Here is a 25,367-nt window from a genome sequence, read left to right on the forward strand (position 1 = left end):
CGCTCATTTTCGGCTTCGTCCATTAACGTCCGGATCCAGCCGCGGTCATCCTGCATCAGCCGAAGCGCACGCAGATGCGATAAAGTCGCCCCGACCATACCTGGCACGCCAGCAACCGTTTCCAAAACGATCGCACGATTGCCGTATCGCTTGGCAAAAAATGTGTCGGCGCCCCAGCGGAGCGTTTTAGTTATGCGCAATGCAAACCAGTCCGAGAACCCGACCGCTTTATTATGGGTAGATTGAATATCGCTGTAGTGAGACATTAGCTTGTTCCAATGATGACGTGTTCTGTTAACGCCCATTGGCCCACCTCGGGCAATGCAAAATCAGATTGTTCTGAGTTTACTTTTTTGCAACTCTTGCAGTATCAGCAGCGGAGCGTGCATAACTGCACAACGGCCTAGCGCATTTTTACGCGAGTCTGTTCATGAGGCCAAACGAGATTTAGTCTCCACCGCCTCCGCCATCGCATCCGGCGGCGTCGCCAAGGCTACAATTGTCACCCGCACTCATTGATGCCATTGGGAATCCAGCATTACCACAATCATCGGGATTCTTTTTCTTGCTCTCGGCGGCAGGTTCTGTCGACCGCGCCTTGAGGTAAAAAATTCCAAACATGATCATCACTACAATTGCGAAAACTGCAAAAGCTGTAAACATGACGCCCTCCGTTACCCAAGTTGTTACATAATCATCATAATTTAATCCGCGGGTGCTGGCCCTTTATCTGGCAAAGCAATCGCCCGGTTAAGCGCATCGCTTGGCAGTCGCAGCGCCCGCAGCATCGCCCAGATTTCCTCGCGCGCCTGAGGCTGCATGCGGCCCAGCTCGGGCAGCACCTCCAAATCGAATAAAGTTAGTCCCTGCGGAAACAGCTCGCGATATGTCACCCGCTCCCGCAAACCGGGTACAAGGCGAAAACCAGCAACTGGTGCGATTTTTTCGAGCGCTTCACGCACCTTACGTTCGTTTTTGGTGCCCAAGCTACGTGACCGGTTTTGCATCACAACCCAGTCCAGTGGCTTTGGCCGCAAGGCAAGGCCGGGCTCTTTCAAATGCTCCACCAACCGCGCGAAATTGCCTAGCGTCTTGAACTCCCCGCTGCGCGGATCGATGCGGCCAAGCATGTCGAGGTCAATAAAGCTGTCATTTACGGGCGTCACAATCGTGTCCGCCATGAAAATAGCCCGCCGGGCAATGGGCGAGTCATGCCCGCCGACATCAATAATAATGAAACTATGCCGGATCCGTGCCATGCGAAGTTTTTCTTCAAGCTCGCTTTCATTTTGCTGCGCAAGCATAATTTGCTCTGGCCCCGGAAGCCGCACCCCATATTCGGTCGCGCTCTCCAGCCGCGCCCACAAAGCGCGGTGCAGTGTCAATTGCCTCAGATCGACATCGAGCGCTGCAACACTCTCGCCGGCGTTGCACAGGGCAATGCAGGTGTGAAATGCCGAAGTTGATTTGCCCACCCCGCCCTTTTCATTGGCAAAAACAATGATGTGACCTTTGGGCGACGACACGGGATATTTCATCCACGCGGGCTCGGACGGCACCTGAAAACCGGTATCAAACGCTGGCATCTGCTGCGCAGACAAAGGCGCAGGGGGCCAAGGTTCCGCTGCCACAGCTTCGCGCCTCGGCGGCGGGGGTAGCAGCTTCTGTCGACTAAAATACCGTCTAAAGCGCGAGAAAAACCGCAATTGATCCGACCTCCGAGCGATGCACGTGATGGCGAATTGCCCGGCGGCTTTCAACGTCTTTCATTCAGCCTCACTCCACTGTTACCGACTTCGCCAAATTGCGGGGCTGGTCGACATCAGTGCCCTTGGCGCAGGCCACATGATAGGCCAACAACTGAACAGGGACGGCGTAGACCAACGGGGCGATCAGCGGATGGACGCTTGGCATTTCGATTGTGGCGAGACAGCCTTCGCCCGCTTCGGCTATCCCTTCGGCGTCGGAAATCAACACGACCTTCCCACCGCGTGCGCGGACTTCCTGCATGTTGCTTACGGTTTTTTCGAATAACGGCCCGCTTGGCGCAAGGACGATGACGGGCACCGCCTCGTCGATAAGTGCAATTGGGCCGTGCTTCATCTCGCCCGAGGCATAGCCTTCGGCATGAATATAGCTGATCTCTTTCAGCTTCAGCGCGCCTTCCATCGCAAGTGGATAATCTGGGCCGCGGCCAAGATAGAGGACGTCCCTTGCTGGTGCGATCAGATGCGCCATGGCGGCTATATCTTCATCATGCGCCAAAGCTGCATTGAGCGCTGCCGGTGCCTCGATAAGGTGGCGAACAATTTCGCGCTCTTCTTCGGCGCTCAATTTGCCCTTAACTAAAGCCAGATGCGCAGCGAGCGCTGCCAACACGGCAAGCTGGCAGGTAAAGGCCTTGGTCGACGCCACCCCGATTTCGGGGCCGGCATGGGTGGGAAGCAAAAGGTCCGCCTCACGCGCCATGCTTGACGTAGGAACATTGACGACCACCGCAATGGTCTGGCCATTTTCCTTGCAGTGACGCAACGCCGCCAAAGTATCCGCAGTCTCACCCGACTGGGAGATGAACAGCGCAAGTCCACCTTCTTCCAGAACTGGATCACGATAACGGAACTCCGAAGCGACATCGATGTCGACCGGCACGCGGGCGAACGTTTCGAACCAATATTTGGCTACCATACCTGCGTAAAAGCTGGTGCCACATGCAACGATGGTGATGCGCTTCACACCCGCCAGGTCAAAATCCATCTGGGGCAGCGCAACGGTCTGTTCAAGCGGGCGGATATAGCTGGAGAGTGTTTGTGCAACCACGGTTGGCTGCTCGAAAATCTCTTTCTGCATATAATGGCGGTAGTTGCCCTTTTCGATTTGAGCAGCAGACACGCCTGAAGTAGTTATTTCGCGTTCGACCGATTTATTGTCCTTGTCGAAAATCTGCGCGCCTTCGCGCGTGACGATCACCCAGTCGCCCTCCTCCAAATAAGCGATTTTCTGAGTCAGTGGCGCAAGGGCAAGCGCATCCGAACCCAAATAGGTTTCGCCGTCGCCATAGCCCACCACCAATGGAGATCCAAGGCGTGCGCCAATGAGGAAATCCGGAAACGCGCGAAAGGCAATCGCCAGCGCAAAGGCACCGCGCAATCGGGGAAGTACTGCTTTGACCGCATCGGCAGGAGAATGTCCCGCCTCCACCTGCTCTGACACCAAATGCGCAACAACTTCCGTATCGGTTTCGCTTTCAAACTTTCGCCCGCGCGCGGTAAGCTCGTCGCGCAGCTGCTTGAAATTCTCGATAATGCCGTTGTGTACCAACGCGACTTCGCCTGTGGCGTGGGGGTGGGCGTTGCTCGTTGTCGGCGCGCCGTGCGTTGCCCATCGTGTGTGCGCGATACCGATGTTGCCGGCTGCGTCATCGGTCTTGAGCACATTGACGAGGTTCGCAAGCTTGCCCTCTGCGCGACGGCGCACGAGCTTGCCTTCAAAGACAGTGCAGACCCCAGCGCTGTCATAGCCTCGGTACTCCATACGCTTCAGTCCATCGACCAAGCGATCCGAGACAGGCGATTTGCCAACAATTCCAATAATTCCGCACATTTATTTTGCTTTCGATTCGACGTTATAGGGGACTCGGATACCGGGCATTTCTGCAGGGAAATCCTTGGTGTTTCGGGTAACCAGAATGCGTCCGGACACCTGCGCCGAGGCAAGGATGACGGCGTCGGGCGATTTTAATGACTTGCGCTGGTGCCGCAATGCCGCGGCCCGTCGTGCAATCTCCTCGTCAATTTCGCTTATGGCAAAGAGACGCAAGAATTCTTCAGTCTCGGTTGATGCGTTGTCAGGAACGCCGGACATAACCTCAATCCACGTCATCCGACTGATCCACGCGCGGGTGACGTTGCGCACCTCTGCCCATGCTGCGGGCCGATTGTGCAACATGTCGATCACAATATTGGTATCGAAAAAGCGTTCGCTCACGCAATGCTGCGTTTCTTTTTAAGAGGAGCAATCTGGCTAGCGTCGGGCCATTCAGCGCGCAACTGCCGCTCATATTCGAGGCCATCAACGGTTGAGCCGTGCCGCTCCCACAGCCCGAAATATTTTTCGAAACCCTCTTTGCGACTTTCCTGCAGAAAATTCGATACCGCTTCGCGCAACACCGCCGCCCGCGATTTGCCTTCGCGCTTTGCGATTTCATCCAACTTGCGAACATCGTCCACTGGAACATCTACGAGGAATCTAGCCATAATGATATATTGATATCATATCATGATATCATGTCAACTCATCACTCGTCTTCAGATAAGGCCGGGACGTTTAACTGCGCCCGTTCTGCGTCATTAACTATGCCAAGTTCAACCGGCTGCCTGACATATATACCGACTTCATCTGCCCGATATTGAGTACCGTAGATTTGTTGTCGGCCCACCGCTTGCAAAAATCGGTCTAAAGTTGCTGATGAAATCCAGCGTGCGTCATACCCTTTGGAAATAGAAATCACCGCCAAATGATGGGCTTTTAGAAAATCCTCTGGCTTGCTTGAGTGCTGAAAAATAAATGCGGCGTAATAATAATCTACCCCAGCGTTTAGGGCGCCCTTCTCCAGCAATTCTGACGTGCGCTTGAGATTTTCTGCATCTTGTTCTTCCCAACGCTTCTGAAACTGCCTGTCATCTTTGATGGCTATCCATCCACCCCGCTTTTCAACATCGAGCCTTATGGCTTGATCTGCCGCAAATATTTCTTGCATTTCAGCATTGGGAATATTGCTTGGCGAATTATGAACCACCATTGCACTGCTGTGGCTAGACGTTTGAGCAACATCTTGAGCGTACACAGGGCTGAAACTTAAGACAACGTAGAGCGCGATAGCAAAGTGTTGGAAACCCATCCTACTTCCCTTCCTTCTTCTTTCGCATCGCATCATGAAAGCGGTCTGCCCAGCCGGGCTTAACCATTTGCTCTGCGCGGACCATGCGGAGTTCGCCGTCGGCGACGTCGCGGGATACGGCGCTGCCAGCGGCCACAATCGCGTCGCGTCCGATTTTTACGGGCGCAATCAGGGCGCTGTTTGAACCGATGAACGCGCCTTCGCCAATTACGGTCTGATATTTAAAATAGCCGTCATAATTGCAGGTAATTGTCCCTGCCCCGATGTTCGCGCCGGCGCCAATTGTCGCGTCGCCCAGATAGGTAAGATGGTTGGCCTTCGCACCTTGGCCCAGATGCGCCTTTTTGGTCTCGACGAAATTGCCAATTTTGGCGTATTCTTCGAGCACCGTGCCGGGCCGAAGTCGGGCAAACGGGCCAACTTCGCAACCGCCGCCGATTATGGCGCCCTCAATATGGCTGTTTGCGCGGATTTTTACATTGTCGGCGATGCTGACACCGGGGCCGAAAAAGACATTGGGTTCAATCAGGACATCACGGCCAATCGAGGTGTCCCAGGCAAACCAGACAGTTTCGGGTGCGATCAACGTTGCACCATCATCCATCGCCCGAACGCGGCGACGTTGCTGCCATGCTTGCTCCATTTCGGCCAGCTGCGCGCGGCTGTTGATGCCAGCGACGTCAAATGGGTCAGTCGTCACGGCGACACACAAACGGCCATCTTCATTCGCAATATTCACGATATCGGTGAGATAATATTCCTTTTGCGCATTGTCGTCTGTCACGCGATCCAAAAGCGGGAACAGGTCACGCGCCTTGACTGCCATCAGGCCAGAATTCGACAATTTGACAGCCTTTTCGACGTCGGTTGCGTCTTTCTGCTCGATCATTTTAACGATGCGGCCACCCTCGACGATCACGCGGCCATAGCCAGTGGGGTCCTCTGGTTCAAACGCCAGCACAACTACCGCCGGGGCGTCCGGAGCATTCAGGCGAGCGACCATTGCCTGCATGGTAGCGGGGGGTACAAACGGCACATCGCCATAAAGGATAAGGACATCGCCGTCGAACCCCGCCAGAGCCCCGTGGGCTTGCTGTACGGCGTGGCCAGTGCCATGTTGCGGGTCCTGCACTGCCAGCTCCGCTAACGCCCCCACAGCGGCCTCAAGCTGATCCTTACCGCTGCCAACGACGACAACCTTCTTGGTTGCACCTAGTGCATCCACCGAGGCCATCAGGTGCATCAACATTGGCCGACCGGCGATGGGATGCAGCACTTTGTGCAGATCGGATTTCATTCGTGTGCCCTTGCCGGCGGCGAGGATGATGGCGGCTAATTCAGTCATGTGCACTCCCATGCCAGCAAATTGTTGCGGTTTCCAGAACTAGCGGCCAATTGGAGACGATATGAAAACGTTTCCTTTCGACATTGTCGGCTTCGATCTTGATGGCACACTAGTTGATACCAGTGGTGACTTAACCGCTGCGGTCAACCATGTATTGGACAGCGTCGGCAGGCCGCTGCTGTCGAACGACGCCGTCAAACAGCATATCGGCGGCGGCGCGAAGTTGATGCTGCAACAGGGCCTTGAGGCAACAGGTGGTGTCCCCGAAGGAGATTTCAGGCCGCTCTACCGGCAGATGCTTTCTTATTACGAAGCCAATGTTTCCGTGCACAGTCGCCCGTTTGACGGCGCGCTCGCATTGCTGGAACAATTGGACGCGATCGGGGTGCGCTACGCAGTGGTAACGAACAAGTTTGAAAGCCTTGCTGTAAAATTGCTGACTGACCTGAACCTTGCGCATCGCATGGGCTGCATCTTGGGGGCGGACACGCTGGGCAAGGAAAATGCCAAGCCTTCCGGTGCACCGATATTCGAAATGATCAACCGCTGCGGTGGCGGTCGCGCGGCTTATGTCGGCGATTCCATATACGACATGATGGCCGCGAAAAACGCCGGCGTACCGAGCGTTGCCGTCAGCTTTGGCTTTTTACATGGACCTGTTGAGGCCATGGGTGCCGACGCCATTATTGATCATTTCGACGAGCTTATTCCAACCTTGTCCAGCCTCAGCCACGTTGAACTCCATTGAGCGTCGTTCTGCAGGCGCGCGCTCGCCGGAAAAGAACTTCTGGTATTTCGCTAGGCGCTGCTTGTGTGTAACAGCGGCATTTACAGCTACGAACGCCGACAGCATCATGTCTAAAGGCGGAATTCGGTAATTTCGGCGCATGGAAGGCAAGACGAAACATTGAACAGCTGGCTATCCCCACGCATGTTAGCGGCGTTTGCGCTGGCCTTTGTCGGGGCCTTGTTCGCTGGCCAAATGGAGGGAACAGCTGAGCGCGTCCTCGTCGTGTTTGTCTCGATGCTGATCGCCTTGTTCGTTGCTGCCGATCCACACGATGATTCCGACAACATTACCGAAGTCCCACGCAACGCCGACACTGAACTCAGCCAAGCCTTAACCATCACTTCCCATCCGCAGCTGCAGGCTTTTATCGATGCATCGGCCGATGCCATATTGATGGTAGAAAGCGCGCGGGTTACCGCAGCCAATCAAGTCGCACTTCGTCTTTTGGGGGGAAATATCGTTGGACAGAATGTCCGGATGGCGTTTCGGCACGCCGGCGCGATTGAACGGCTGTCGGACCCTGATGCGCAACATAGCGGACACCCGATCCGCCTAGCTGGTATTGGCCAAAAAAACCAGTTGTGGGACATGCGTATCCAAACCATGGGGCCGGCGCAGAAAATTGTCCATCTGGCCGACCGCAGCGGAACACAAGCAGCAGAAAAGATGCGAGTCGATTTCGTGGCCAACGCCAGCCACGAATTGCTTACCCCGCTCGCAGCAATAAAAGGTTTCATTGAAACACTCGATGACCCGGCGGCGGGCGAAGATGCCGCGACCCGAAGCCGATTTCTGGGGATTATGGCCAAGGAAACCGACCGGATGCAAGCGCTGGTTCGGGACTTGATGTCGCTAAGCCGGATCGAGGCTGAAAAATATGACCCGCCGCAAACGCCAGTCGATTTTGCGCAGATCATTAGTGAAACCGTGGACCAGCTCAAAATGAGCCAGAAAGATCGCGGTGGCGACATTAGCGTCGACATTGCGGCGAATGTACCTCCAGTCATGGGAGACGCAGGCCAGTTGCGCCAATTGGCGAGCAACATTTTGAACAATTCGCTTAAATATGGTCGCGCAGGGACGCCGGTAACTGTATCTCTTGTGCCGTCGCGGTCGGGCGCGATGATCAATTTTACCGTGGCCGATGTGGGCGACGGTATAGCGCCAGAACATATTCCCAGGCTCACAGAGCGCTTTTATCGTGTCGATTCAGGGAGAAGCCGGCTCGTAGGCGGAACGGGCTTAGGTTTGAGCCTCGTCAAACATATTGTTGACCGACATCGTGGCCATCTGGAAATTCGAAGTACCTTGGGTAAAGGGACCACAGTGTCGATATTACTACCAGTTGCGCAAGTTTGACCGTCACAATTTTGTAACACAAGAGTCATTTATCAGCCATGTGGGGCGTCTAATGGCGCGCTATGTGCAGTTCATACCGCACCTTTTCCATCACGGGGACAACAGATATGATGAAGAAAATTTCGCTTATTGCCATAAGCGCGCTCGCACTTTCAGCGTGTAATGACCAGGCGAGCACTGGCGGTGCCGCTGGCGGTTCGCGTCAAGAAATCCGTATCGTGGGTTCGTCGACCGTATTTCCCTTTGCCAAGGCCGCGTCAGAAGCCTTTGCCAAGGCGGATGCATCGCGCAAATCGCCAGTTTTGGAATCAAACGGTACTGGTGGCGGGATTGAACAATTCTGCAAAGGCGTCGGCGCGGACACCCCCGACATCGCTAACGCATCACGCCGCATGAAAAAGAGCGAATTTGAAAATTGCCAGAAAAATGGCGTGAAGGACATTATTGAAGTCCAAGTCGGCATTGACGGTCTCGCGCTTGCGGAATCGAATGAGGGAGCCAAATTCGAACTCACTACTGCCGACGTTTACAAGGCGCTGGCTGCCAACCCTTTTGGCAAGCCACAGACTGCAAAGCTGTGGTCGGACGTCAACCCTTCGCTGCCTAAGTTGCCTATTTCCGTATACGGTCCGCCAACAACGTCAGGAACACGGGATTCATTCCATGAACTGATTATGGAAGTTGGCTGCAAAACTGATGCCGCTATGAAGGCTTTGAAGGATACCGACGAAGATAAATACAAGGCAATCTGCACCGAAATCCGCACCGATGGTGCATTCAAGGAGCAGGGCGAAAACGACAATTTGATCGTGCAAAAACTTGGGTCGAACCCGAACATGATCGGGATTTTCGGTTACAGCTACATGGAAGAAAATGCGTCCAAGGTGCACGGCATTGCCATGAATGGTGTCAGCCCCACCGTCGCAACAATTTCGGACGGGAGCTACCCCGGTGCGCGCAAGATGTTTATCTATATCAAAAAGGCACACGTCGATAAAATTCCGGGTATCAAGGACTTTGTTCTGGAATTCCTCAAGGGCGGCACGGCAGGGGGATATCTGACAAAATTGGGGATGATTGCGTCAACTGAAGCGGATTATAAAACCGCATTGGATGCTGCCAGCGGCCTCAACGCAATGACGGGTGCGGATTTGAAATAAAACTGCAACAATGATGGCGTCTATGGGCTTGGGTCGAATCTATGTCTGATCCAGGCCCAAGCTGTTTTCCGGCTCTGGATTTAAACAGATTTCGGTTCTTTTCGTCCAGGGGGGCAGGTTAAGTTTATGACCGGAACGGCGTTGCTCTTTCTTGTCCTCGGTCTGGGCCTGATCGGCTGGATTGCTGGACGTGCGCGCGCAGCGGCCTTTGTCCGGAGCGCAAAGGGCGGACCTCGCGGCACGGTCAACAGCCTGCCTTATTACCATGGCTGGTTTGTTGCGATCTGTGCTATCGCTCCAGCCCTGGCGTTCATGTTCATATGGCAATCCGTTTCGCCTTCGTTGGTTACCGACATGGTGTTGTCCGCGCCTGCGGCTGCGGATCTTCCGCAAGATAGCTTTGCCCGGGCTGCGGTACTGTCTGAGGCACGCGCGATTGCGCAAGGATTTCAGGCAACCGCGTTTCAGGACCAGAGCGAGGCGTTGGTACCCTTATACAAAAACGCTCTGTCATATTATAAATGGCTTGGCGTCGCAGCCACGTTATTGCTGCTTTTTGCAGGCGGGGCCTTTGCATTTACACGGCTAAAACCCGACTTTCGGGCGCGAAGCAAAGTTGAGCGGGTCGTTATGTTTGGGCTTTTGTCAGCGTCGCTGATCGCCATATTAATTACGCTAGGCATCTTTGCTTCGTTGATATTTGAATCCTGGCGTTTCTTCTCGATGGTTTCGCCGTTTGAATTTCTGTTTGGTACCGACTGGAATCCCAAATCTGTTGTCACGCCGGGCGCTTACAATGGCTATGGCGCGATCCCGTTATTTTGGGGAACGATATTTATCGGCGCAATTATTGCCATGCTTGTTGCGATTCCACTTGGCTTGATGAGCGCAATTTTCCTCACCCAATATGCGTCGTCAACAGTCCGCAAATGGATGAAGCCAATCCTCGAGATTCTCGCGGGTGTTCCTACGGTGGTTTACGGATATTTCGCAGCGCTTACGGTGGCGCCGGCGGTACGCGACTTTGCGGTCATGCTTGGCGTCAGCAACGCCGCTTCCGATAATGCTTTGGCCGCGGGCATCGTGATGGGCGTCATGATCATACCTCTGGTATCGTCCATGTCCGACGACAGTATTGCCGCAGTGCCAAGCGCCATGCGCGACGGCAGCCTTGCGATGGGTGCAACAAAGAGCGAAACCATTAAGAAGGTCTTGCTGCCTGCGGCACTTCCGGGGGTTGTCGGCGGCGTTTTGCTGGCGGTCAGCCGCGCCATTGGCGAAACGATGATTGTGGTCATGGCCGCTGGTTATACCGCCAATCTAACCGCCAATCCCTTTGACACAATTACCACAGTGACAGTGCAGATCGTTGCGCTTTTAACGGGAGACCAGGACTTCGGTAGCCCACATACACTTGCGGCATTTGCGCTGGGTTTGGCATTGTTCGTAACGACATTCTTCCTAAATTATGTCGCATTGCGGGTCGTGAAAAAATATCGGGAAGCATATGAGTAACGTCATCGAACCTGTCCCGACCGACTGGAACGGGCAAATCATGCAGAAGCGCATTGCAAAGCGCTATGCCCAGGAACGCCGATTCAAGGCGATGGGCTTTGTTGCCGTTGCCTTGTCCACATTGTTCCTTGCCTTCTTATTGTTCACGATGCTTGGCCAGGGACTGCGCGGTTTTCAACGTACCGAAATTGCTGTCGAATTCGATTTTCCGGCTTTGACCTCGGGTACGACAGCAGCCTCTATCACTGGACCGAATGCCGACGCTGCGCTCAATTCCATGGACCTTCCCGGCCTTGTGGAGCTTGCCGTTGGACAACAATATGGCGACCTTAGCGAGGGCCTTTTGACATCGGGCGCAGCAGGCAATGTGCGGCAAATGCTGATGGAAAATCCCGATCTGATTGCGTCAAAGCAGACATTGTGGCTTCCCGTGGACTCGCGACTGGACATTGCATTCAAACGAAGCGGCGAACCAGTGGCAGAAAAAACGGTCGCTCTGTTGTCGCAGAAAGATGCCCTTCATACTGGCTTCAACTGGACGTTCCTGACTGGCGCAGACGCAACGGACCCCTCGGCCGTTGGCATCTGGGCGGCGTTCAAGGGATCGCTGATGACTATGGCGATTACCTTTTTGCTGGCATTTCCAATTGGCGTGTTTGCTGCTTTGTACCTTGAAGAATATGCATCCAAGAACAAGCTGACAGATATCATTGAAGTGTCGATCAACAATCTTGCAGCCGTCCCGTCCATCATCTTCGGGCTTTTGGGTCTTGCTGTATTCCTGACTTTGTTGGGAATGCCGCGATCATCGGCACTGGTTGGTGGCCTCACGCTCGCGCTGATGACGATGCCTGTAATCGTTATTGCTGGTCGCAACGCGGTGAAATCGGTGCCGCCTTCAATACGTGAGGCTGCGTTAGGCATTGGCGCGTCCCCCGTGCAGGTTGTTTTCCATCATGTCCTTCCGCTTGCGCTTCCCGGCATATTGACAGGAACCATCATCGGAATGGCGCGCGCATTGGGTGAGACAGCGCCGTTGCTGATGATTGGCATGCGCGCCTTTATTCCGGCTGCACCTGACGGGTTTACCGACGCGGCGACTGCGCTGCCTGTACAAATTTATCTCTGGTCGGATGAGGTGAATCAGGGCTTTGTTGAAAAAACCAGTGCCGCAATCATTGTGTTGCTGATATTCTTGCTGGGTATGAATGCACTGGCCATTTATCTTCGCAACCGCTTCGAAACGCGTTGGTGATGTGTGAACAAAAAGGACGATAATGTGGGCGCAACACCCGGAAAATCGAAAATATCCACGCGCAACGTGAATGTTTTTTATGGCGATAAGCAAGCAATCAATAACGTGTCGATCGATGTCGACCGAGAACATGTGACTGCCTTTATCGGTCCGTCAGGCTGCGGTAAGTCTACTTTTCTGCGCTCATTGAACCGAATGAACGACACAATCGCCGGCGCGCGCGTCGAAGGCGAAATTATGCTCGACGGTCAGGATATCTATGCGTCCGAGATGGACGTCGTCCAATTGCGCGCACGCGTTGGCATGGTATTTCAAAAGCCTAATCCGTTTCCAAAATCCATCTATGATAATGTCGCTTATGGCCCCCGTATTCATGGGCTTGCGACCGGAAAAGCCGAGCTGGACCAGATTGTCGAAAAGTCGCTAACGCGGGCAGGATTGTGGACTGAGGTAAAGGACCGGCTGAGCGAAAGCGGCACGGCGCTGTCCGGCGGTCAACAACAGCGTCTGTGTATTGCCCGCGCCATCGCGGTCGATCCTGAAGTTATCCTTATGGATGAACCCTGCTCTGCACTTGACCCCATTGCAACCGCGCGCATTGAGGAGCTCATTCATGACCTGCGCGGCAAATATGCTATCATCATCGTCACCCACAATATGCAGCAGGCCGCACGTGTTTCGCAACGCACTGCCTTTTTCCATCTCGGTCATCTGATTGAATCAGGTGAGACGTCCGACATATTTACCAATCCGCGCGAAGATCGCACCAAAGACTATATTACAGGCCGTTACGGTTAGGAATTTGCAATATGAGCACAGGCACCAAACACACAATTACGGCATTTGACGATGACATGGATGAAATCCGTGGCCTCATTGCCGAAATGGGTGCGCGCGCCGAGGCTGCGGTGATCTCGGCGATGAAGGCATTGCGCGAGCATGATGTCGATGCCGCCACAATCATCCGTGCCGAGGACAAGATTATCGACGGTCTGGAAACTGATGTTGAGCGATTGGTTGTCCGCACGATTGCCCTGCGCGCGCCAATGGCAGATGATTTACGCGAACTGATCGCGGCTCTCAAAATGTCGGCCGTGATTGAACGGATCGGTGACTACGCCAAAAATATTGCCAAGCGCGTCCCGCAGATGAACGGCAAAATCCCAAGTGACGCTGTGGCCCAACTGGACCGAATGGGCGAAATTGTCGTCGAGATGATCCGCACCGCCATGGATGCTTATGCGAAACGGGACGTTGATCTTGCCCGGGCCGTTACCGTGCGCGATGATGTGGTTGATCAATTGAACAAGGACCTATTTGTCGATTTTGTCGCTTACGTCGTCAAGAATCCAGAGAATGCAGCAGAGGTTGCGCATTTGTTGTTCACTGCCAAAAATCTGGAACGGATCGGCGATCACACGACCAATGTCGCGCAAATGATTTATTTTACCGAAACGGGTGAAAACCTGCCTGACGCTTGAAGCGGAGAAATATATGCCCAAGGCGCAATTGCTATTGGTTGAAGACGACAGTGCGCTTGCCGAGCTGGTGCGCTGGCATTTCGAGCGTGAGGAATTCGATGTCCAACACACAGGGGATGGAGAAGAGGCGCTTTTGATGGCCAAAGAGCGCACGCCTGACCTCGTGTTGCTCGATTGGATGCTGGAAAATCTCTCGGGGATCGAGGTCTGCCGTCAATTACGCAAATCCGACAACACAGCGAATGTCCCAATTATCATGCTGACAGCGCGTGGCGAAGAGGATGATCGAATTCGCGGCCTTGAAATCGGCGCTGACGATTATGTTACCAAGCCATTCTCACCGCGCGAACTTGTCGCGCGCGCCAAAGCGGTTTTGCGCCGTGTACGGCCAGCATTGGCAGGCGAAGCTTTGCGTTTCGGCGACGTGGAGATGGACACTGTGGCGCACAAGGTTAAGCGCGGCGGAAAGCAGGTTCCGCTTGGCCCGACCGAATATCGATTGCTAAAGCACTTCCTCGAATATCCAGGCCATGTGTTCTCGCGCGAACGCCTGCTCGACAGTGTTTGGGGCCATGACAGCGACATCGAGATCCGCACCGTGGATGTTCACATCCGCCGCCTGCGTAAGGCCCTGAACGAAGGCTTCGATAGCGATATTATTCGCACAGTTCGATCTGCTGGCTACTCATTGGATCAGGACGCGGTTTAGAAAGAAATCTGGCCGCGAACCCCCAGGACGTCCACGCTGTAGCTGCGATTTCCAGCAACCGCGATCGCAGCGTCAGAGTAGTTTAACTGTGCAAATTGTCCCATGAGGCGGAAATTTTCTGCTGGTGTCCAAATGAGCGAGGCCAGATAGCCGTCCTGTTTGCCGCCTACAATGTTACCGCTGTTTAAGTCGAGATGGTCGTAGCGCAGATTAAGTTGCACCGCGCCTAGGCCACCGCCACCCACAGGTTTGTGTGGCTTGATCGCCCCAAATAGGCCACCTTTCAGGGGTCGACTGTCCTTGGTCAGGAACACGCCCATTTCGGCATAAGCGCCAAAAAAGGTCGGGTCATCGAGACGATCGCGTTGAGCCTTCAGCCAATGTGCTTCGGCGGCGACATGGAACCGGCCACGCACGGCGGCAGCCTCCAGTCCAAAACGCTGCTCTTTTTCGACGTCAAGGGCTGGTGTGCCGATATAGCGCGTATCGGTGATGCGAAGGGCCGGGCGGCTGCGATAGCGTGTCGTTGCGATTCCGAAGTCATTTAAGTCGCGCCAGTGATATGATGCGCCCAGGTGGAATTTCGCGCTGGCAAATTGCGGTGACCAATATGTCCGAAGATCAACAGAACTGCTGTTCGTCGCCACATCATTCAGCAAAATAAGTGGGTCGGTGTATACCCCGCCCGATATTGCCCAATCGCCTTTGACATAATGCCCCGAAATGCCCGTGCGTCTGCTATAGCCAAAAGCGCTGACAAACGCGGCACGTTCCAGAAAGCTGATGTTGAGATTGCTGTTTTCCTCGTCGAGTGGAAGTTGGGCCTTTTGCTGACCCAATATCACTTTGAAGCGTTTGTCGCTCCATTGCAGATAGGCATCGGTCAACTCGATCGGGTCAGTCGTTAGTTCGGTTTCGAGCCGTGCGGCCAAGCCATGTGGCATTGTCAAATCCACCCCGACCCGTGCGCGCCGGATATCTTGCAAGTCACCTGTTCCTGGCAGTCCAGCGGGTCCGGTCAGATTAGCTACGTCATATTGCACGCGCCAGCGGGGCCGAATTTGCCAATCGGACGCACTTTCGGGCTTTTTGGATGTAGGCGTCTTGGCGTCCGGCGTGGCCCGAGCGGGCAGAGAAATGGACTCATCGTCAGACTGGGAATCGTCAGACTGGGCAATCGCGGGCGCGCCAGTGATCAGATATGTGCATGTCGCAACTACAGCGGTGATATGCCGGGCACGCATTTCGATTTCCTTGAGAGTATCAATAGATGACGCCTAGAAAGCAATTTAATGACTAAAATGTGACAAATAAGTTTCTTTTTTGTGACTATGCGGGACTCCCCGCTTTACGCTTGCGTCAAGTGAACCGCCATGCCAAGGCTCGGCAGCATTTGGCGGTTCAATCCGCTTGTGATTACGGAGATAGACTATGACCATCAGTTTTAAAGATAAAGTCGCAATCGTGACGGGCGCAGGGGGTGGATTGGGCAAGGCCTATGCACTTGAACTTGCCAAGCGTGGCGCAAAAGTTGTGGTCAACGATTTGGGTGGCGCACGCGATGGCACGGGTACATCCGACGCCGCTGCTCAGGTTGTAGAGGAAATCAAAGCCGCTGGCGGCGAAGCCATGGCCAATGGTGGCAGCGTCACCGAATATGACCAAATGGTCGAAATGGTTGCCAAGGCGAAAGAGGCGTTTGGCGGCGTGCACATCTTGATCAACAATGCCGGTATCCTGCGCGACAAGAGTTTTGCGAAGATGGACATGCCCGATTTCGATCTGGTGCTTCAAGTCCATGTCATGGGTTCGGCCAACTGCACAAAGGCCGTGTGGGACACAATGCGTGAGCAAGCTTACGGCCGTATCCTGATGACGACATCTTCGACCGGCCTATACGGAAACTTTGGCCAAGCCAATTATGGCGCGGCAAAACTTGGGCTGGCTGGCTTCACCAAGACGCTTCACCTCGAAGGCGCAAAATATAATGTGCGCGTCAACACGCTTGCCCCAGTTGCAGGTACCCGCATGACCGAAGACATTTTCCCTGAAGGGTTGTTCGAACAATTCACACCGCAAAATGTCGTCCCTGCCGCGTTGTATTTGGTCAGCGAAAACGCGCCGACCAATATGATTATTGGCGCCGGCGGTGGCGGCTATCATGCGGCCTATGTCACGATGACACCCGGCGTTGCATTGCGCCAGGACGACCGGACCGTAGAAGGCTTTGCCGCTGCGTGGGATAAGATTATCGATCGCACCGGCGAGACCGTGCCACAGTCCGGCGGCGAGCAATCCATCGCAGTCATGAAGGCGTTGCAGGCGCTCGGCTGATCTGTTCGGAAACCTGTCGAGGAAGCCCGGCCAAAGATCGGGCTTTCTTAAACCTCGACTAGCTTCATCAACTTGCGTTCGACCGGAGCCAATATTGGGCCAAGGTCGTGGCCGCGTTTCAAAATTGCTCCGCCTTCGCCGACCAAGGCCCACATGCCTTGCCGGTTTCGCAGTGCTGGGCGTTTCTCGATGCGATATTCGGGGCGTTCGGTCGCACGTCTGAACATGCTGAACACGGCGGCATCGCGGCCCATGTCTATGGCGTAGTCCCGCCAGTTTCCGGCTGCGACCATCCGCCCATATAGGTTCAGGATCTGAGTCAGTTCATTCTTGTCAAAGCCGACCTGATTTTGTCGATTGATGCCAGGAAATGGCGTAATAATAGCGCTCAACTGGCTTTGCTTCTTTTGGCTGGTGGCCGTTTGGCGGGCGCGGTATCGACATCAGCCGTATCTTTCGCAGCATCGCGTTCCAACATGAGCTCCGCAATTTTTTTGCGCAAAGATTCAATTTCACATTGCATGATCTCGAGTGTCTGAGTCGCAGGATCAAACATCTCCCGGCATGGCGTCCCGTAAGGCATAAAATCGCGCGCATATGTCTCGGCCTTCACGAGCGTCGAGCGGGCCTTCTGGCCAATCATCGTCGCACCAGCGGGCACGTCGTCGGTTACCACTGCTGCTGCACCAATGCGCGCACGCGCGCCAACGGTAATCGGGCCAAGTATCTGTGCGCCAGAGCCGATAATGGCGTCGTTCATAATCGTCGGATGTCGTTTTCCGCCCATGCCGCTGGTCGGGTTGGTGCCGCCCAAGGTGACATTCTGGTACATGGTGACGTTGTCGCCAATTTCCGCAGTTTCGCCGATGACGCTAAATCCATGGTCGAGGAAAAAATTGCTGCCAATTTTTGCCCCGGGATGAATGTCGATGCCGGTCACGAAACGGGCGAAGTGGTTTACCAGCCGCGCAAGGAAATACATATGGCCCAAAAACAGCCAGTGCGCGACGCGATGATAGCCGACTGCCCAGACGCCTGGATATAGCAACACCTCCCATCGCGAGCGAGGCGCCGGATCGCGTTCTTTGATGGAGTCGAGATAGTCGATAAGGTTAGAAATGAACATGTTACACCTTGCTGTCCTGTGCGGGACTGGTCGATATTTTCCAAGTTAAGACTTTCACGCCGGTTTTTCCAGCCAAGCTTGGCTATTTGTAACAAATATCTGTAGAAACAGTGACAAAAACGATTATACGCGATGAATTAACGCATAAGGTCGATATATGAGCACATACTTACCGACGTTAAAGCAGCTTCAATATCTCGTTGCACTACAAGAGCATGGCCATTTTGGCAAAGCTGCCGAGGCTTGCTTCGTTACGCAATCGACGCTTTCAGCCGGCATTCGTGAACTTGAATCGCTGCTCGGCCTTATGCTGGTCGAGCGCACGCGCCGCGTAGTCCGCTTTACGCCGCTCGGTAACAAGATGGTAGCAAAGGCACATCGGATCCTGCGCGAAGCCGAAGAACTCGCCGAAATGGCGCGTTCCGCGGGTAAGCCACTCGCCGATGATCTGCGGATGAGCGTCATTCCCACAATTGCGCCATTTTTGTTGCCCAAATTATTGCCAGCTTTGCGCAAGCAATATCCAGACCTCAAATTGTACCTGCGCGAGGAAGCGAGCGCCGCTGCAATCGAAGCTTTGCATCATGGACAGGTGGATTGCGTCCTCTTGGCGCTCCCGTTTGCGGCGGGTGATGTCGAAAAGGCGACGCTGTTCGACGACCGTCTGTTTGTTGCGTTTCCAAAAGATGACCCGCGCGACCCGCCCGAAAGCATTAAGCCCGAACTGATCGACGAAAGCCGCCTGCTTTTGCTTGTCGACGGTCACTGCCTGAAAGACCATGCGCTTGCCGCCTGCAACCGGCCCGAGATGCGCGCATTTGCAACCATGCTTGGAACGTCTTTGCACACGCTGGTGCAAATGGTCGACAATGGCCTTGGCCTGACGATCATACCCGAAATGGCGGTCAAGGCAGGCCTTTTGAACGGTACTGATGTTCAGGCGCGTCCGCTTAATGCCGACCATGCATCGCGTGAGATTGCTCTGGTTTGGCGTACCAACAGTCCGCGCCGGGAAGAATTCGAGTTGCTTGCAGCCGCCTTGCGGGGTCTGCACCTTGGCTGAATATTAGGTCCAGCGCGCGGAACGGGCGTCGTCGGTCAGTTTCGCTTGTACCCATTTGGCGGTGCCATTGGCATAATGTTCGCGCTTCCAAAACGGTGCCTCTGTCTTGAGCCGGTCAATTAAAAACGCGGTTGCCTCCAATGCCTCTGCTCTATGGAGCGAAGCTGCCCCAATTACGACCACCTGACCGCCTACAGGCACCATACCTACACGGTGGGTAATGACACAGCCAAGCAGCGACCATCGTGCTGTAGCGTCGTCTATGAGGCTCATCAGACATGCTTCAGTCATCCCGGGATAATGTTCGAGTTCAATGGCTTTCACCCCACCATCGTTGCGGACTATACCTGTAAAACTGGATATAGCGCCGCCGCCAAGTCCAGCGAGCCCAGACAACTCCAGTTCCCATTGGATCGCCTCGTGGCTAATTCGAACCAGCTTCATCCGCCAGTCACCGGTGGGAATATCGCGAACTCTTTTGCGTCGCCGAGCAAAGTCCCCGCTCCAACCATATTCTGGTCCAGTGCAAATCGCAGACGGACCGGATCGCCCAAAGCGTTGGCGTGAATGTCTGACTGGGTTGCCAGCCAGCTTACAAGCTCTCCTACGGTGCGCACATGCTCTGGCACGTCGCGTCGCTCGGATGACATGCCGACCGCTTCGCGCACGCTGGCAAAATAAACTAGGATCACACGGTCAATCCATATGCTTTATGCCGACGCGCAGATAATCCCAACCTGTGATCATCGTCAGCACAGCCGCAATCCATAACAACGCCAGAGCGGCCTGCTTGAGCAACATCCAATCGGGCAGCGTTCCGGCCAATATGACGCCACCTAAGGAGACCAGCTGAAATGTCGTCTTCCACTTCGCCAGTTTGGACACGGGAACTGAAATCTGAAGCCCAGCGAGAAATTCGCGCAGACCCGACACAATCATCTCACGCAGCAATATGATGAGCGCCGCTATCACATGCCATCCGTCCACATCACGCGTAAAAACCAGCATCACGATGACCGCTGCTACCATGATTTTATCGGCAATGGGGTCGAGAAATATGCCAAGTTTAGAGACAGTACCTTGTGCCCGCGCCAGATAGCCGTCGAAATAATCGGTGATCGCCATCAGGCAGTACAGCACAAAGGCCAGCGCATAATCGAGCGGGACCGGTTGAACGCTTACCGGTTTACTGCCCGGCCACAACAGAAAGACCAAAATGGGGACAGCGAAAATTCGCGATAACGTCAAAATGTTGGGCAGGCTTAGCATCAAATGGCGATAGCGATTTGTGTGCGTAAAATCACGTAGCTATTTAACCATCTTTGGAAATGCGCTTTGCCATGCCTCATGCGGGCGGCTAAGGCACCAAAATCGTTCGCATGGGAAACCGTTAAAGATATGGCCACCACAATGTCCTTGATGAACAAGCGCAGGTTTCTACCGCTGTTTGTCACGCAGTTTCTCAATGCTTTCAACGACAATTTCTACAAAATGGCGATGGTGATTTTGGTCACCTACGAGATTTATTCAGACCCCACGCAAGAGGCGAATTTTAATGCCATTGCCGGCGCGTTATTCATCTTGCCATTTTTCCTGTTCTCCGCGCTGGCTGGGCAGCTGGCAGACAGCATTGAAAAGACCAAAGTGATCCGCATGGTGAAGTCTGCGGAAATCTTCATAATGTTATTCGGTGCCGCAGGTATCTATCTGCATAATATCCCGCTCATGTTGGCTGCATTGTTTGCGATGGGCGTACATTCGACCTTTTTCGGGCCGATTAAATACGCCATTTTGCCGCAGCATCTCGAAAAAGATGAAGTTCTAGGCGGCACTGGCCTTGTGGAGGCTGGTACCTATCTCGCTATCTTGGGAGGAACGATCGCTGGCGGCATTATCCCTGGAAAAATTGCCGGTGTGTGTATTGTCATTGTGGCCATTATTGGTCGCGTAACGGCCCAGTCAGTGCCACTTGCCCCGCCGGAAAGTGATGCACCGACTGCTAAAATGGACTGGAACATTGTCCGCAGCAGTTGGCGCCTGGTCCGCGATACGATGCATATCCCACATTTGTTCATGGCGATTATGGCGATCAGCTTTTTCTGGGGCATCGGTGCGGTATTGGGGTCCATTTTCCCGCCGATGGTCAAAAATGCGATTGGCGGCGACAACACTGTCGCGACATTGTTTACCGCTTTCTTTTCAATTGGCATCGCGATTGGGTCGATCGCCATCAACCGCCTGCTCAAGGGTACGGTTTCGGCCAAATACGCGCCGGCGTCGGTCATCGTGATGGGAATTTTTGTTCTCGATCTCTGGTGGACCGTAAGCCATTGGGGCCCTGTTGGTCCTGAGCTTATGAACTGGTTGACGTTCCTAAAGCTTGGTTATGGCGAACGGATGATCATTGATCTTTTAGGTATCGCGATTGCGGGCGGAATGTTTGTCGTCCCGCTATACGCGTTTTTGACGACCACGGTTGCAAAGTCACAAACAGCGCGCACGATCGCTGCAAACAATATCGTAAATTCAGGTGCAATGGTGATCGGCGCGATTATCTACAGCTTGCTGGTGAGTGCCGGTGTCAGCATTGCCGATACATTGTTCATGATTGCGGCTGCATGCCTTGTGTCAGCATGGATAGCCTGGCGGCTGCACAAAGCATGTGACGTTGCCGCGCTTCAGGTCACGCAATAAAGCTGGTGATCGCCACAAAAAAAGCTGCGAAGCTCAACATGAACAAATGCGTGTCTTCCTTGCGCCACCAGGATTTCGGTCGCGGGGCAGCGATTGCCTGACCCAGATTAAGTGGCGGGAGCGAGCGGCGCAATGGGTGACGCGCGGCTTCGTTATATTGGACCAATCGTCTTGTCATCATCATGTAGTGTTAACGTTTTGTTAGGCATAATGGCCATGCAAAAAACGCACATATTTGCCATGCGTTGCGACCGTCCCGTTTTGCGACAGTTGTTCATACATTATTAACCATATTTTGGCGGACAGGTTGGCAGTAATGCGCTGTGTCTGTTACGCTATCTGCAACCGAGCAGGAGACGCAAAGCATGGAACGAGCGGCAGTAATCCACAAGACAGGCGGTCCCGAAGTCATAATGTGGGAAGACGTGCAATTGCCAGAGCCACGTCCCGGTCACGTGCGGATGCGCAATATGGCGGTCGGGCTCAATTACATCGATACATATCACCGTTCGGGACTTTACCCCATGCCCCTGCCCTCAGGGCTTGGCATGGAGGCTGCTGGCGTGATTGAAGCCGTTGGGGAAGGCGTGACTGATTGGCGAGTCGGTGACAGGGTCGCGACCTTTGGCCCAATCATTGGCGCATATTCCACTGCCCGAAACATTCCAGCCAACAGCTTATTTCTCGTACCGGATGACATCACCGACGAGGTGGCAGCCGCTGGTCTACTGAAAGGTTGCACCACTGAGTTTCTCGTCGAACGCTGCGCGAAGGTCCAGCCGCAATGGGACGTGCTTGTCCACGCCGCTGCCGGCGGCGTTGGCTTGTTACTTATTCAATGGCTCAAGCATGTCGGCGCGCGCGTTATTGGCACCGTTAGCACCGATGACAAAGCTGCACTCGCGCGGGCGGCGGGCGCCGATCATGTCATCATTTATGGCAAAGAGGATGTCGCAGCACAGGTCCGCGAATTAACCAGCGGCAAGGGCGTTGAGGTCACCTTTGATGGCGTTGGTCTGGACACATGGGAAACATCGTTGGACGCCACGGCACGCCGGGGCCTTATTGTAAGCTACGGCAATGCCAGTGGCCCTGTCAGCGGCGTTAATCTTGGTCTATTGGCGCAAAAAGGCTCGATCTATGTCTCGCGGCCTACTTTGTTTGACTATTACCACAACGCCGCCGAACGCACGGCGGGCGCGGAATATGTCTTCGACGTTTTCCGGCAGGGCATCGTCGAAATGACTATTGGCCAGCGTTATGCCCTTGAGGATGCCGCAGTGGCTCATTGCGATCTTGAGGCACGTAAAACCATCGGTTCATCCGTGCTATTTCCATCTGGCGTGTGACGCATAACACGCTAGATGTCTACGATCCACACAGGGGGCTTTATGGACATAAATGGCAAGACCGCATTGGTCACAGGGGGAACGGACGGCATTGGTCTCGAAATCGCGCGCCAGTTGCTGGCAAAGGGTGCGCACGTGATTGTCTGCAGCCGCAGGGAGAATTTGCTGGCGTCGGCGCGTTTAGAAGGGCTTGAGGCTATTCAGGCTGACCTGTCGACCGCAAAAGGGTGCGAAGAGCTTGCCGCGGCATTTGCTGACCGGCCAATAGACATGCTCATCAACAACGCAGGGATGAGTGGCAATTTCGGCCCGGGCGAGCCGCTTGACCTTGCCCTCACCGATCGCGCCGTTTTTCTAAACCTCAATGCGCCAATGCATCTGATCGGGCATTTCCTGCCCGGTTTGCTTCAACGACCCGAAGGGGTGGTTATAAATGTCACATCAGGCCTTGCGATTGCGCCGCGCGCCGGCGGCCCTGTCTATTGCGCGACCAAGGCTGGCCTGCGCAGCTTTACGCAGTCGTTGCGCCACAATTTGCGCGATACGAATATCCATGTGATTGAGGCGCTGCCTCCCGTGGTCGACACCGCGATGACGCGCGGCCGCGTCAATGGGCGCAAAATGTCTGCCAAGGAATGCGCAGCAGAAATTGTCGATGCGATCATGACAAACTCCGCTGAAGCCAATGTCGGCATGGTAAAGCTACTTCGGCTGGCTTATTCGATATCGCCTGCCCTCGCCCGGCGGATCATGATCAAATATTAGGCGTCAGCATTCGACAACATTGACGGCAAGACCGCCAAGGCTGGTTTCCTTATATTTGGAACGCATATCCTCGCCTGTCTGACGCATCGTCTCGATCACGGCGTCAAGGCTGACGATATGCGCCCCATCACCCTGAAGTGCGAGATAGGCGGCATTAATGGCCTTGATTGCGCCCATTGTGTTTCGTTCGATGCACGGGATTTGCACAAGGCCGCCAATAGGGTCGCAGGTGAGGCCCAAATTATGCTCCATGCCGATCTCGGCTGCATTTTCAACTTGTGCATTGCTGCCGCCAAGCGCCGCCGCAAGCCCGGCAGCTGCCATCGAACAGGCAACGCCCACTTCACCCTGACAGCCCATTTCTGCCGCGGAAATCGACGCATTGGTCTTGTAGAGAAAACCAATTGCAGTAGCCGTCGTCAACAACAACCGGCTGCCTTCCGGCGTCGGGTTGGCAGTAAAAATCTCGTAATATTTAAGGACAGCCGGGATGACACCGGCGGCGCCATTGGTTGGTGCAGTAACCACGCGGCCGCCGGCTGCATTTTCCTCATTTACCGCCAAAGCCCAAAGGCTCACCCATTCGAACACCGTCGACGGGTCGCTTCGCGGGCCGCGTTCGACCAGCCGCTCGTGCAGGCATTTGGCACGCCGCTTCACATTCAGGCCGCCCGGCAAGATGCCATCCTTGGCTATGCCGCGTTTGACGCAATCCAACATCGCCACCCGAACATCATCGATAAAAGCTTGAGTTTCAGCCTCGCTGCGCCACGCTGTTTCATTGGCTTCAACCATTGCACCAAACGTCATGCCCGTAGCATCGCCAAGCGCAAGCAACTCGGCACCGGACCTAAAGGGATGTGGGAGGACAAAATTGACGCGTGGGGTGTCAGCGTTTTCGCGCTTGATCGCGCCGCCGCCGATCGAGAAATATGTCTCGGCATATTCAGGACCGTCACCATATGCCGCCGTGAAACGCATCGCATTGGCATGACCGGGCAGGAATTCGCCTTTGCGAAAATGCAGATGCTGGCTTTCGACAAAGCTGATATCGACTTTGCCTGCAAGCGTCAGGCGGTCGGCGGTGCGGATGGTCTGAACGATACTCGCGATTTCGTCGGGGTTTACCCCTTCCGGGCTATGGCCCGACAGGCCTAGCAATATGGCCGTATCCGTCGCATGGCCATGCCCGGTCAACGCAAGCGAGCCGAATAGTTCGCATATGATCTGGCCGACATCAGGCCGGATCAGCGCCCGTTCGGCAAAGTCGCGCGCAGCACGCATTGGCCCTACGGTATGTGAGCTTGAAGGCCCTATACCTATTGTAAACAAATCAGTGATGCTGAAGGTCTGTGACATTTGACGCTACGGCATTAACAGCGCCGCGCATTTGCACAACCATTTTAGTTGCAGATGAAACTAATAGACTGGCGGTTTAATAAAACGTGCTGCGCGCCAGACACAGCAATCCATCGATGTTGGAAAGTTGTGGTGGTACCCCCACGGCACCAGGATTGGCACTCAA

The 25,367-nt window shown here is 54.5% G+C and carries 28 protein-coding genes; 13 read left to right on the forward strand and 15 right to left on the reverse strand.

The features are described from left to right. The 8 genes from ACLL9E_RS07225 to glmU all read right to left on the reverse strand — a co-directional run. Positions 1–266, reverse strand: a 266-nt coding sequence (locus ACLL9E_RS07225) for an alternative oxidase (RefSeq protein WP_411291066.1), incomplete at its 3' end; no start/stop codon positions are given. 181 nt (positions 267–447) lie between these two features. Continuing rightward, positions 448–663: a hypothetical protein gene (locus ACLL9E_RS07230; RefSeq protein ID WP_411291067.1), complete on the reverse strand. Its 216-nt coding sequence runs from the start codon at positions 661–663 to the stop codon at positions 448–450. A gap of 41 nt (positions 664–704) precedes the next feature. Beyond that, positions 705–1,631: a division plane positioning ATPase MipZ gene (locus ACLL9E_RS07235; protein WP_411291068.1), complete on the reverse strand. Its 927-nt coding sequence runs from the start codon at positions 1,629–1,631 to the stop codon at positions 705–707. A gap of 145 nt (positions 1,632–1,776) precedes the next feature. Next, the gene (gene glmS, locus ACLL9E_RS07240; protein ID WP_411291069.1) at positions 1,777–3,600 is read right to left on the reverse strand and encodes a glutamine--fructose-6-phosphate transaminase (isomerizing); all 1,824 of its coding nucleotides are present in this window, start codon (positions 3,598–3,600) and stop codon (positions 1,777–1,779) included. Further along, positions 3,601–3,984 (reverse strand): type II toxin-antitoxin system VapC family toxin, encoded by a 384-nt coding sequence (locus tag ACLL9E_RS07245; RefSeq protein WP_411291070.1) that lies wholly within the window; start codon positions 3,982–3,984, stop codon positions 3,601–3,603. Continuing rightward, positions 3,981–4,253, reverse strand: a complete 273-nt coding sequence (locus tag ACLL9E_RS07250; RefSeq protein WP_411291071.1) for a ribbon-helix-helix protein, CopG family — start codon at positions 4,251–4,253, stop codon at positions 3,981–3,983. The genes ACLL9E_RS07245 and ACLL9E_RS07250 overlap by 4 nt, the downstream gene beginning before the upstream one ends. Before the next feature lie 41 nt (positions 4,254–4,294). Continuing rightward, a complete protein-coding gene (locus tag ACLL9E_RS07255; protein WP_411291072.1) occupies positions 4,295–4,897 on the reverse strand; it encodes a hypothetical protein in 603 nt (200 codons plus the stop codon). Between the two features lies 1 nt (position 4,898). Next, positions 4,899–6,242, reverse strand: coding sequence for a bifunctional UDP-N-acetylglucosamine diphosphorylase/glucosamine-1-phosphate N-acetyltransferase GlmU (gene glmU, locus ACLL9E_RS07260; RefSeq protein ID WP_411291073.1), 1,344 nt, complete (start codon positions 6,240–6,242; stop codon positions 4,899–4,901). A 61-nt stretch (positions 6,243–6,303) separates the two neighbouring features. Between glmU and ACLL9E_RS07265 the strand changes: the two genes are divergently transcribed. The 8 genes from ACLL9E_RS07265 to phoB all read left to right on the forward strand — a co-directional run bounded on the left by ACLL9E_RS07265 (position 6,304) and on the right by phoB (position 14,511). Then, positions 6,304–6,990, forward strand: coding sequence for an HAD-IA family hydrolase (locus tag ACLL9E_RS07265; RefSeq protein ID WP_411291074.1), 687 nt, complete (start codon positions 6,304–6,306; stop codon positions 6,988–6,990). A gap of 183 nt (positions 6,991–7,173) precedes the next feature. Then, on the forward strand, positions 7,174–8,391 hold the full coding sequence (locus ACLL9E_RS07270) for an ATP-binding protein (RefSeq protein ID WP_411291075.1): 1,218 nt from the start codon (positions 7,174–7,176) through the stop codon (positions 8,389–8,391). A 107-nt stretch (positions 8,392–8,498) separates the two neighbouring features. Next, a complete protein-coding gene (locus ACLL9E_RS07275) occupies positions 8,499–9,551 on the forward strand; it encodes a substrate-binding domain-containing protein (protein ID WP_411291076.1) in 1,053 nt (350 codons plus the stop codon). Positions 9,552–9,677: 126 nt separating this feature from the next. After that, the gene (gene pstC, locus ACLL9E_RS07280; protein ID WP_411291077.1) at positions 9,678–11,066 is read left to right on the forward strand and encodes a phosphate ABC transporter permease subunit PstC; all 1,389 of its coding nucleotides are present in this window, start codon (positions 9,678–9,680) and stop codon (positions 11,064–11,066) included. After that, entirely contained in the window at positions 11,059–12,321 is a 1,263-nt protein-coding gene (pstA, locus tag ACLL9E_RS07285) for a phosphate ABC transporter permease PstA (RefSeq protein ID WP_411291078.1), read from the forward strand. Before pstC ends, pstA begins: the two co-directional genes overlap by 8 nt. Positions 12,322–12,345: 24 nt before the next feature. After that, entirely contained in the window at positions 12,346–13,119 is a 774-nt protein-coding gene (gene pstB / locus ACLL9E_RS07290; RefSeq protein ID WP_411291079.1) for a phosphate ABC transporter ATP-binding protein PstB, read from the forward strand. 11 nt (positions 13,120–13,130) lie between these two features. After that, complete coding sequence (gene phoU / locus ACLL9E_RS07295; protein WP_411291080.1) at positions 13,131–13,802, forward strand: phosphate signaling complex protein PhoU; 672 nt, start codon at positions 13,131–13,133, stop codon at positions 13,800–13,802. 13 nt (positions 13,803–13,815) lie between these two features. Further along, positions 13,816–14,511 (forward strand): phosphate regulon transcriptional regulator PhoB, encoded by a 696-nt coding sequence (gene phoB / locus ACLL9E_RS07300; RefSeq protein WP_295491557.1) that lies wholly within the window; start codon positions 13,816–13,818, stop codon positions 14,509–14,511. Here phoB and ACLL9E_RS07305 read toward each other — a convergent pair. Beyond that, the gene (locus ACLL9E_RS07305) at positions 14,508–15,755 is read right to left on the reverse strand and encodes an OprO/OprP family phosphate-selective porin (RefSeq protein WP_411291081.1); all 1,248 of its coding nucleotides are present in this window, start codon (positions 15,753–15,755) and stop codon (positions 14,508–14,510) included. The two genes, phoB and ACLL9E_RS07305, sit on opposite strands and share 4 nt — an antisense overlap. Before the next feature lie 187 nt (positions 15,756–15,942). Here ACLL9E_RS07305 and ACLL9E_RS07310 point away from each other — a divergent pair, with 187 nt between their 5' ends. Continuing rightward, positions 15,943–16,845 (forward strand): SDR family oxidoreductase, encoded by a 903-nt coding sequence (locus tag ACLL9E_RS07310; protein ID WP_411291082.1) that lies wholly within the window; start codon positions 15,943–15,945, stop codon positions 16,843–16,845. A 47-nt stretch (positions 16,846–16,892) separates the two neighbouring features. Here the strand turns inward: ACLL9E_RS07310 and ACLL9E_RS07315 are convergent, their stop codons facing one another. Continuing rightward, the gene (locus tag ACLL9E_RS07315; RefSeq protein ID WP_411291083.1) at positions 16,893–17,237 is read right to left on the reverse strand and encodes a DUF2794 domain-containing protein; all 345 of its coding nucleotides are present in this window, start codon (positions 17,235–17,237) and stop codon (positions 16,893–16,895) included. Beyond that, positions 17,234–17,971 carry a serine O-acetyltransferase EpsC gene (gene epsC, locus ACLL9E_RS07320; RefSeq protein ID WP_411291084.1) on the reverse strand — a complete coding sequence of 246 codons (738 nt, stop codon included), beginning with the start codon at positions 17,969–17,971 and terminating at the stop codon, positions 17,234–17,236. The genes ACLL9E_RS07315 and epsC overlap by 4 nt, the downstream gene beginning before the upstream one ends. Before the next feature lie 157 nt (positions 17,972–18,128). On the opposite strand from epsC, the gene ACLL9E_RS07325 reads away from it, so the two are divergent. Next, positions 18,129–19,034: a hydrogen peroxide-inducible genes activator gene (locus ACLL9E_RS07325; RefSeq protein ID WP_411291085.1), complete on the forward strand. Its 906-nt coding sequence runs from the start codon at positions 18,129–18,131 to the stop codon at positions 19,032–19,034. A gap of 3 nt (positions 19,035–19,037) precedes the next feature. Here the strand turns inward: ACLL9E_RS07325 and ACLL9E_RS07330 are convergent, their stop codons facing one another. From ACLL9E_RS07330 to pgsA, 3 genes are read right to left on the reverse strand one after another with little or no spacing between them, the layout of a single operon-like run. Continuing rightward, a complete protein-coding gene (locus tag ACLL9E_RS07330) occupies positions 19,038–19,478 on the reverse strand; it encodes a molybdenum cofactor biosynthesis protein MoaE (RefSeq protein ID WP_411291086.1) in 441 nt (146 codons plus the stop codon). Further along, positions 19,475–19,726, reverse strand: a complete 252-nt coding sequence (moaD, locus tag ACLL9E_RS07335) for a molybdopterin converting factor subunit 1 (RefSeq protein ID WP_411291087.1) — start codon at positions 19,724–19,726, stop codon at positions 19,475–19,477. Before moaD ends, ACLL9E_RS07330 begins: the two co-directional genes overlap by 4 nt. A 4-nt stretch (positions 19,727–19,730) precedes the next feature. Then, positions 19,731–20,303 (reverse strand): CDP-diacylglycerol--glycerol-3-phosphate 3-phosphatidyltransferase, encoded by a 573-nt coding sequence (pgsA, locus tag ACLL9E_RS07340; protein ID WP_411291088.1) that lies wholly within the window; start codon positions 20,301–20,303, stop codon positions 19,731–19,733. 129 nt (positions 20,304–20,432) lie between these two features. Between pgsA and ACLL9E_RS07345 the strand changes: the two genes are divergently transcribed. The 3 genes from ACLL9E_RS07345 to ACLL9E_RS07355 all read left to right on the forward strand — a co-directional run bounded on the left by ACLL9E_RS07345 (position 20,433) and on the right by ACLL9E_RS07355 (position 23,842). After that, a complete protein-coding gene (locus ACLL9E_RS07345; RefSeq protein WP_411291089.1) occupies positions 20,433–21,728 on the forward strand; it encodes an MFS transporter in 1,296 nt (431 codons plus the stop codon). A gap of 365 nt (positions 21,729–22,093) precedes the next feature. Beyond that, positions 22,094–23,077, forward strand: coding sequence for a quinone oxidoreductase family protein (locus ACLL9E_RS07350; RefSeq protein WP_411291090.1), 984 nt, complete (start codon positions 22,094–22,096; stop codon positions 23,075–23,077). 42 nt (positions 23,078–23,119) lie between these two features. Next, positions 23,120–23,842 (forward strand): SDR family oxidoreductase, encoded by a 723-nt coding sequence (locus ACLL9E_RS07355; protein ID WP_411291091.1) that lies wholly within the window; start codon positions 23,120–23,122, stop codon positions 23,840–23,842. 3 nt (positions 23,843–23,845) lie between these two features. Here the strand turns inward: ACLL9E_RS07355 and ACLL9E_RS07360 are convergent, their stop codons facing one another. Continuing rightward, positions 23,846–25,201: an L-serine ammonia-lyase gene (locus ACLL9E_RS07360; RefSeq protein WP_411291092.1), complete on the reverse strand. Its 1,356-nt coding sequence runs from the start codon at positions 25,199–25,201 to the stop codon at positions 23,846–23,848. Positions 25,202–25,367 lie beyond the last annotated feature (166 nt).

Origin of the sequence: Sphingorhabdus sp. (assembly GCF_046596595.1) — a bacterium.
Taxonomy (GTDB): Bacteria; Pseudomonadota; Alphaproteobacteria; order Sphingomonadales; family Sphingomonadaceae; genus Sphingorhabdus_B.

Coding starts and splice junctions, on each gene's coding strand:
- ACLL9E_RS07230 (WP_411291067.1), bottom strand. CDS start 663: ATGTTTACAGCTTTTGCAGTTTTCGCAATTGTAGTGATGATCATGTTT.
- glmS (WP_411291069.1), bottom strand. CDS start 3,600: ATGTGCGGAATTATTGGAATTGTTGGCAAATCGCCTGTCTCGGATCGC.
- ACLL9E_RS07250 (WP_411291071.1), bottom strand. CDS start 4,253: ATGGCTAGATTCCTCGTAGATGTTCCAGTGGACGATGTTCGCAAGTTG.
- ACLL9E_RS07255 (WP_411291072.1), bottom strand. CDS start 4,897: ATGGGTTTCCAACACTTTGCTATCGCGCTCTACGTTGTCTTAAGTTTC.
- glmU (WP_411291073.1), bottom strand. CDS start 6,242: ATGACTGAATTAGCCGCCATCATCCTCGCCGCCGGCAAGGGCACACGA.
- ACLL9E_RS07265 (WP_411291074.1), top strand. CDS start 6,304: ATGAAAACGTTTCCTTTCGACATTGTCGGCTTCGATCTTGATGGCACA.
- ACLL9E_RS07270 (WP_411291075.1), top strand. CDS start 7,174: ATGTTAGCGGCGTTTGCGCTGGCCTTTGTCGGGGCCTTGTTCGCTGGC.
- ACLL9E_RS07275 (WP_411291076.1), top strand. CDS start 8,499: ATGATGAAGAAAATTTCGCTTATTGCCATAAGCGCGCTCGCACTTTCA.
- pstC (WP_411291077.1), top strand. CDS start 9,678: ATGACCGGAACGGCGTTGCTCTTTCTTGTCCTCGGTCTGGGCCTGATC.
- pstA (WP_411291078.1), top strand. CDS start 11,059: ATGAGTAACGTCATCGAACCTGTCCCGACCGACTGGAACGGGCAAATC.
- phoU (WP_411291080.1), top strand. CDS start 13,131: ATGAGCACAGGCACCAAACACACAATTACGGCATTTGACGATGACATG.
- phoB (WP_295491557.1), top strand. CDS start 13,816: ATGCCCAAGGCGCAATTGCTATTGGTTGAAGACGACAGTGCGCTTGCC.
- ACLL9E_RS07305 (WP_411291081.1), bottom strand. CDS start 15,755: ATGCGTGCCCGGCATATCACCGCTGTAGTTGCGACATGCACATATCTG.
- ACLL9E_RS07310 (WP_411291082.1), top strand. CDS start 15,943: ATGACCATCAGTTTTAAAGATAAAGTCGCAATCGTGACGGGCGCAGGG.
- epsC (WP_411291084.1), bottom strand. CDS start 17,971: ATGTTCATTTCTAACCTTATCGACTATCTCGACTCCATCAAAGAACGC.
- ACLL9E_RS07325 (WP_411291085.1), top strand. CDS start 18,129: ATGAGCACATACTTACCGACGTTAAAGCAGCTTCAATATCTCGTTGCA.
- ACLL9E_RS07330 (WP_411291086.1), bottom strand. CDS start 19,478: ATGAAGCTGGTTCGAATTAGCCACGAGGCGATCCAATGGGAACTGGAG.
- pgsA (WP_411291088.1), bottom strand. CDS start 20,303: ATGCTAAGCCTGCCCAACATTTTGACGTTATCGCGAATTTTCGCTGTC.
- ACLL9E_RS07345 (WP_411291089.1), top strand. CDS start 20,433: ATGGCCACCACAATGTCCTTGATGAACAAGCGCAGGTTTCTACCGCTG.
- ACLL9E_RS07350 (WP_411291090.1), top strand. CDS start 22,094: ATGGAACGAGCGGCAGTAATCCACAAGACAGGCGGTCCCGAAGTCATA.
- ACLL9E_RS07355 (WP_411291091.1), top strand. CDS start 23,120: ATGGACATAAATGGCAAGACCGCATTGGTCACAGGGGGAACGGACGGC.
- ACLL9E_RS07360 (WP_411291092.1), bottom strand. CDS start 25,201: ATGTCACAGACCTTCAGCATCACTGATTTGTTTACAATAGGTATAGGG.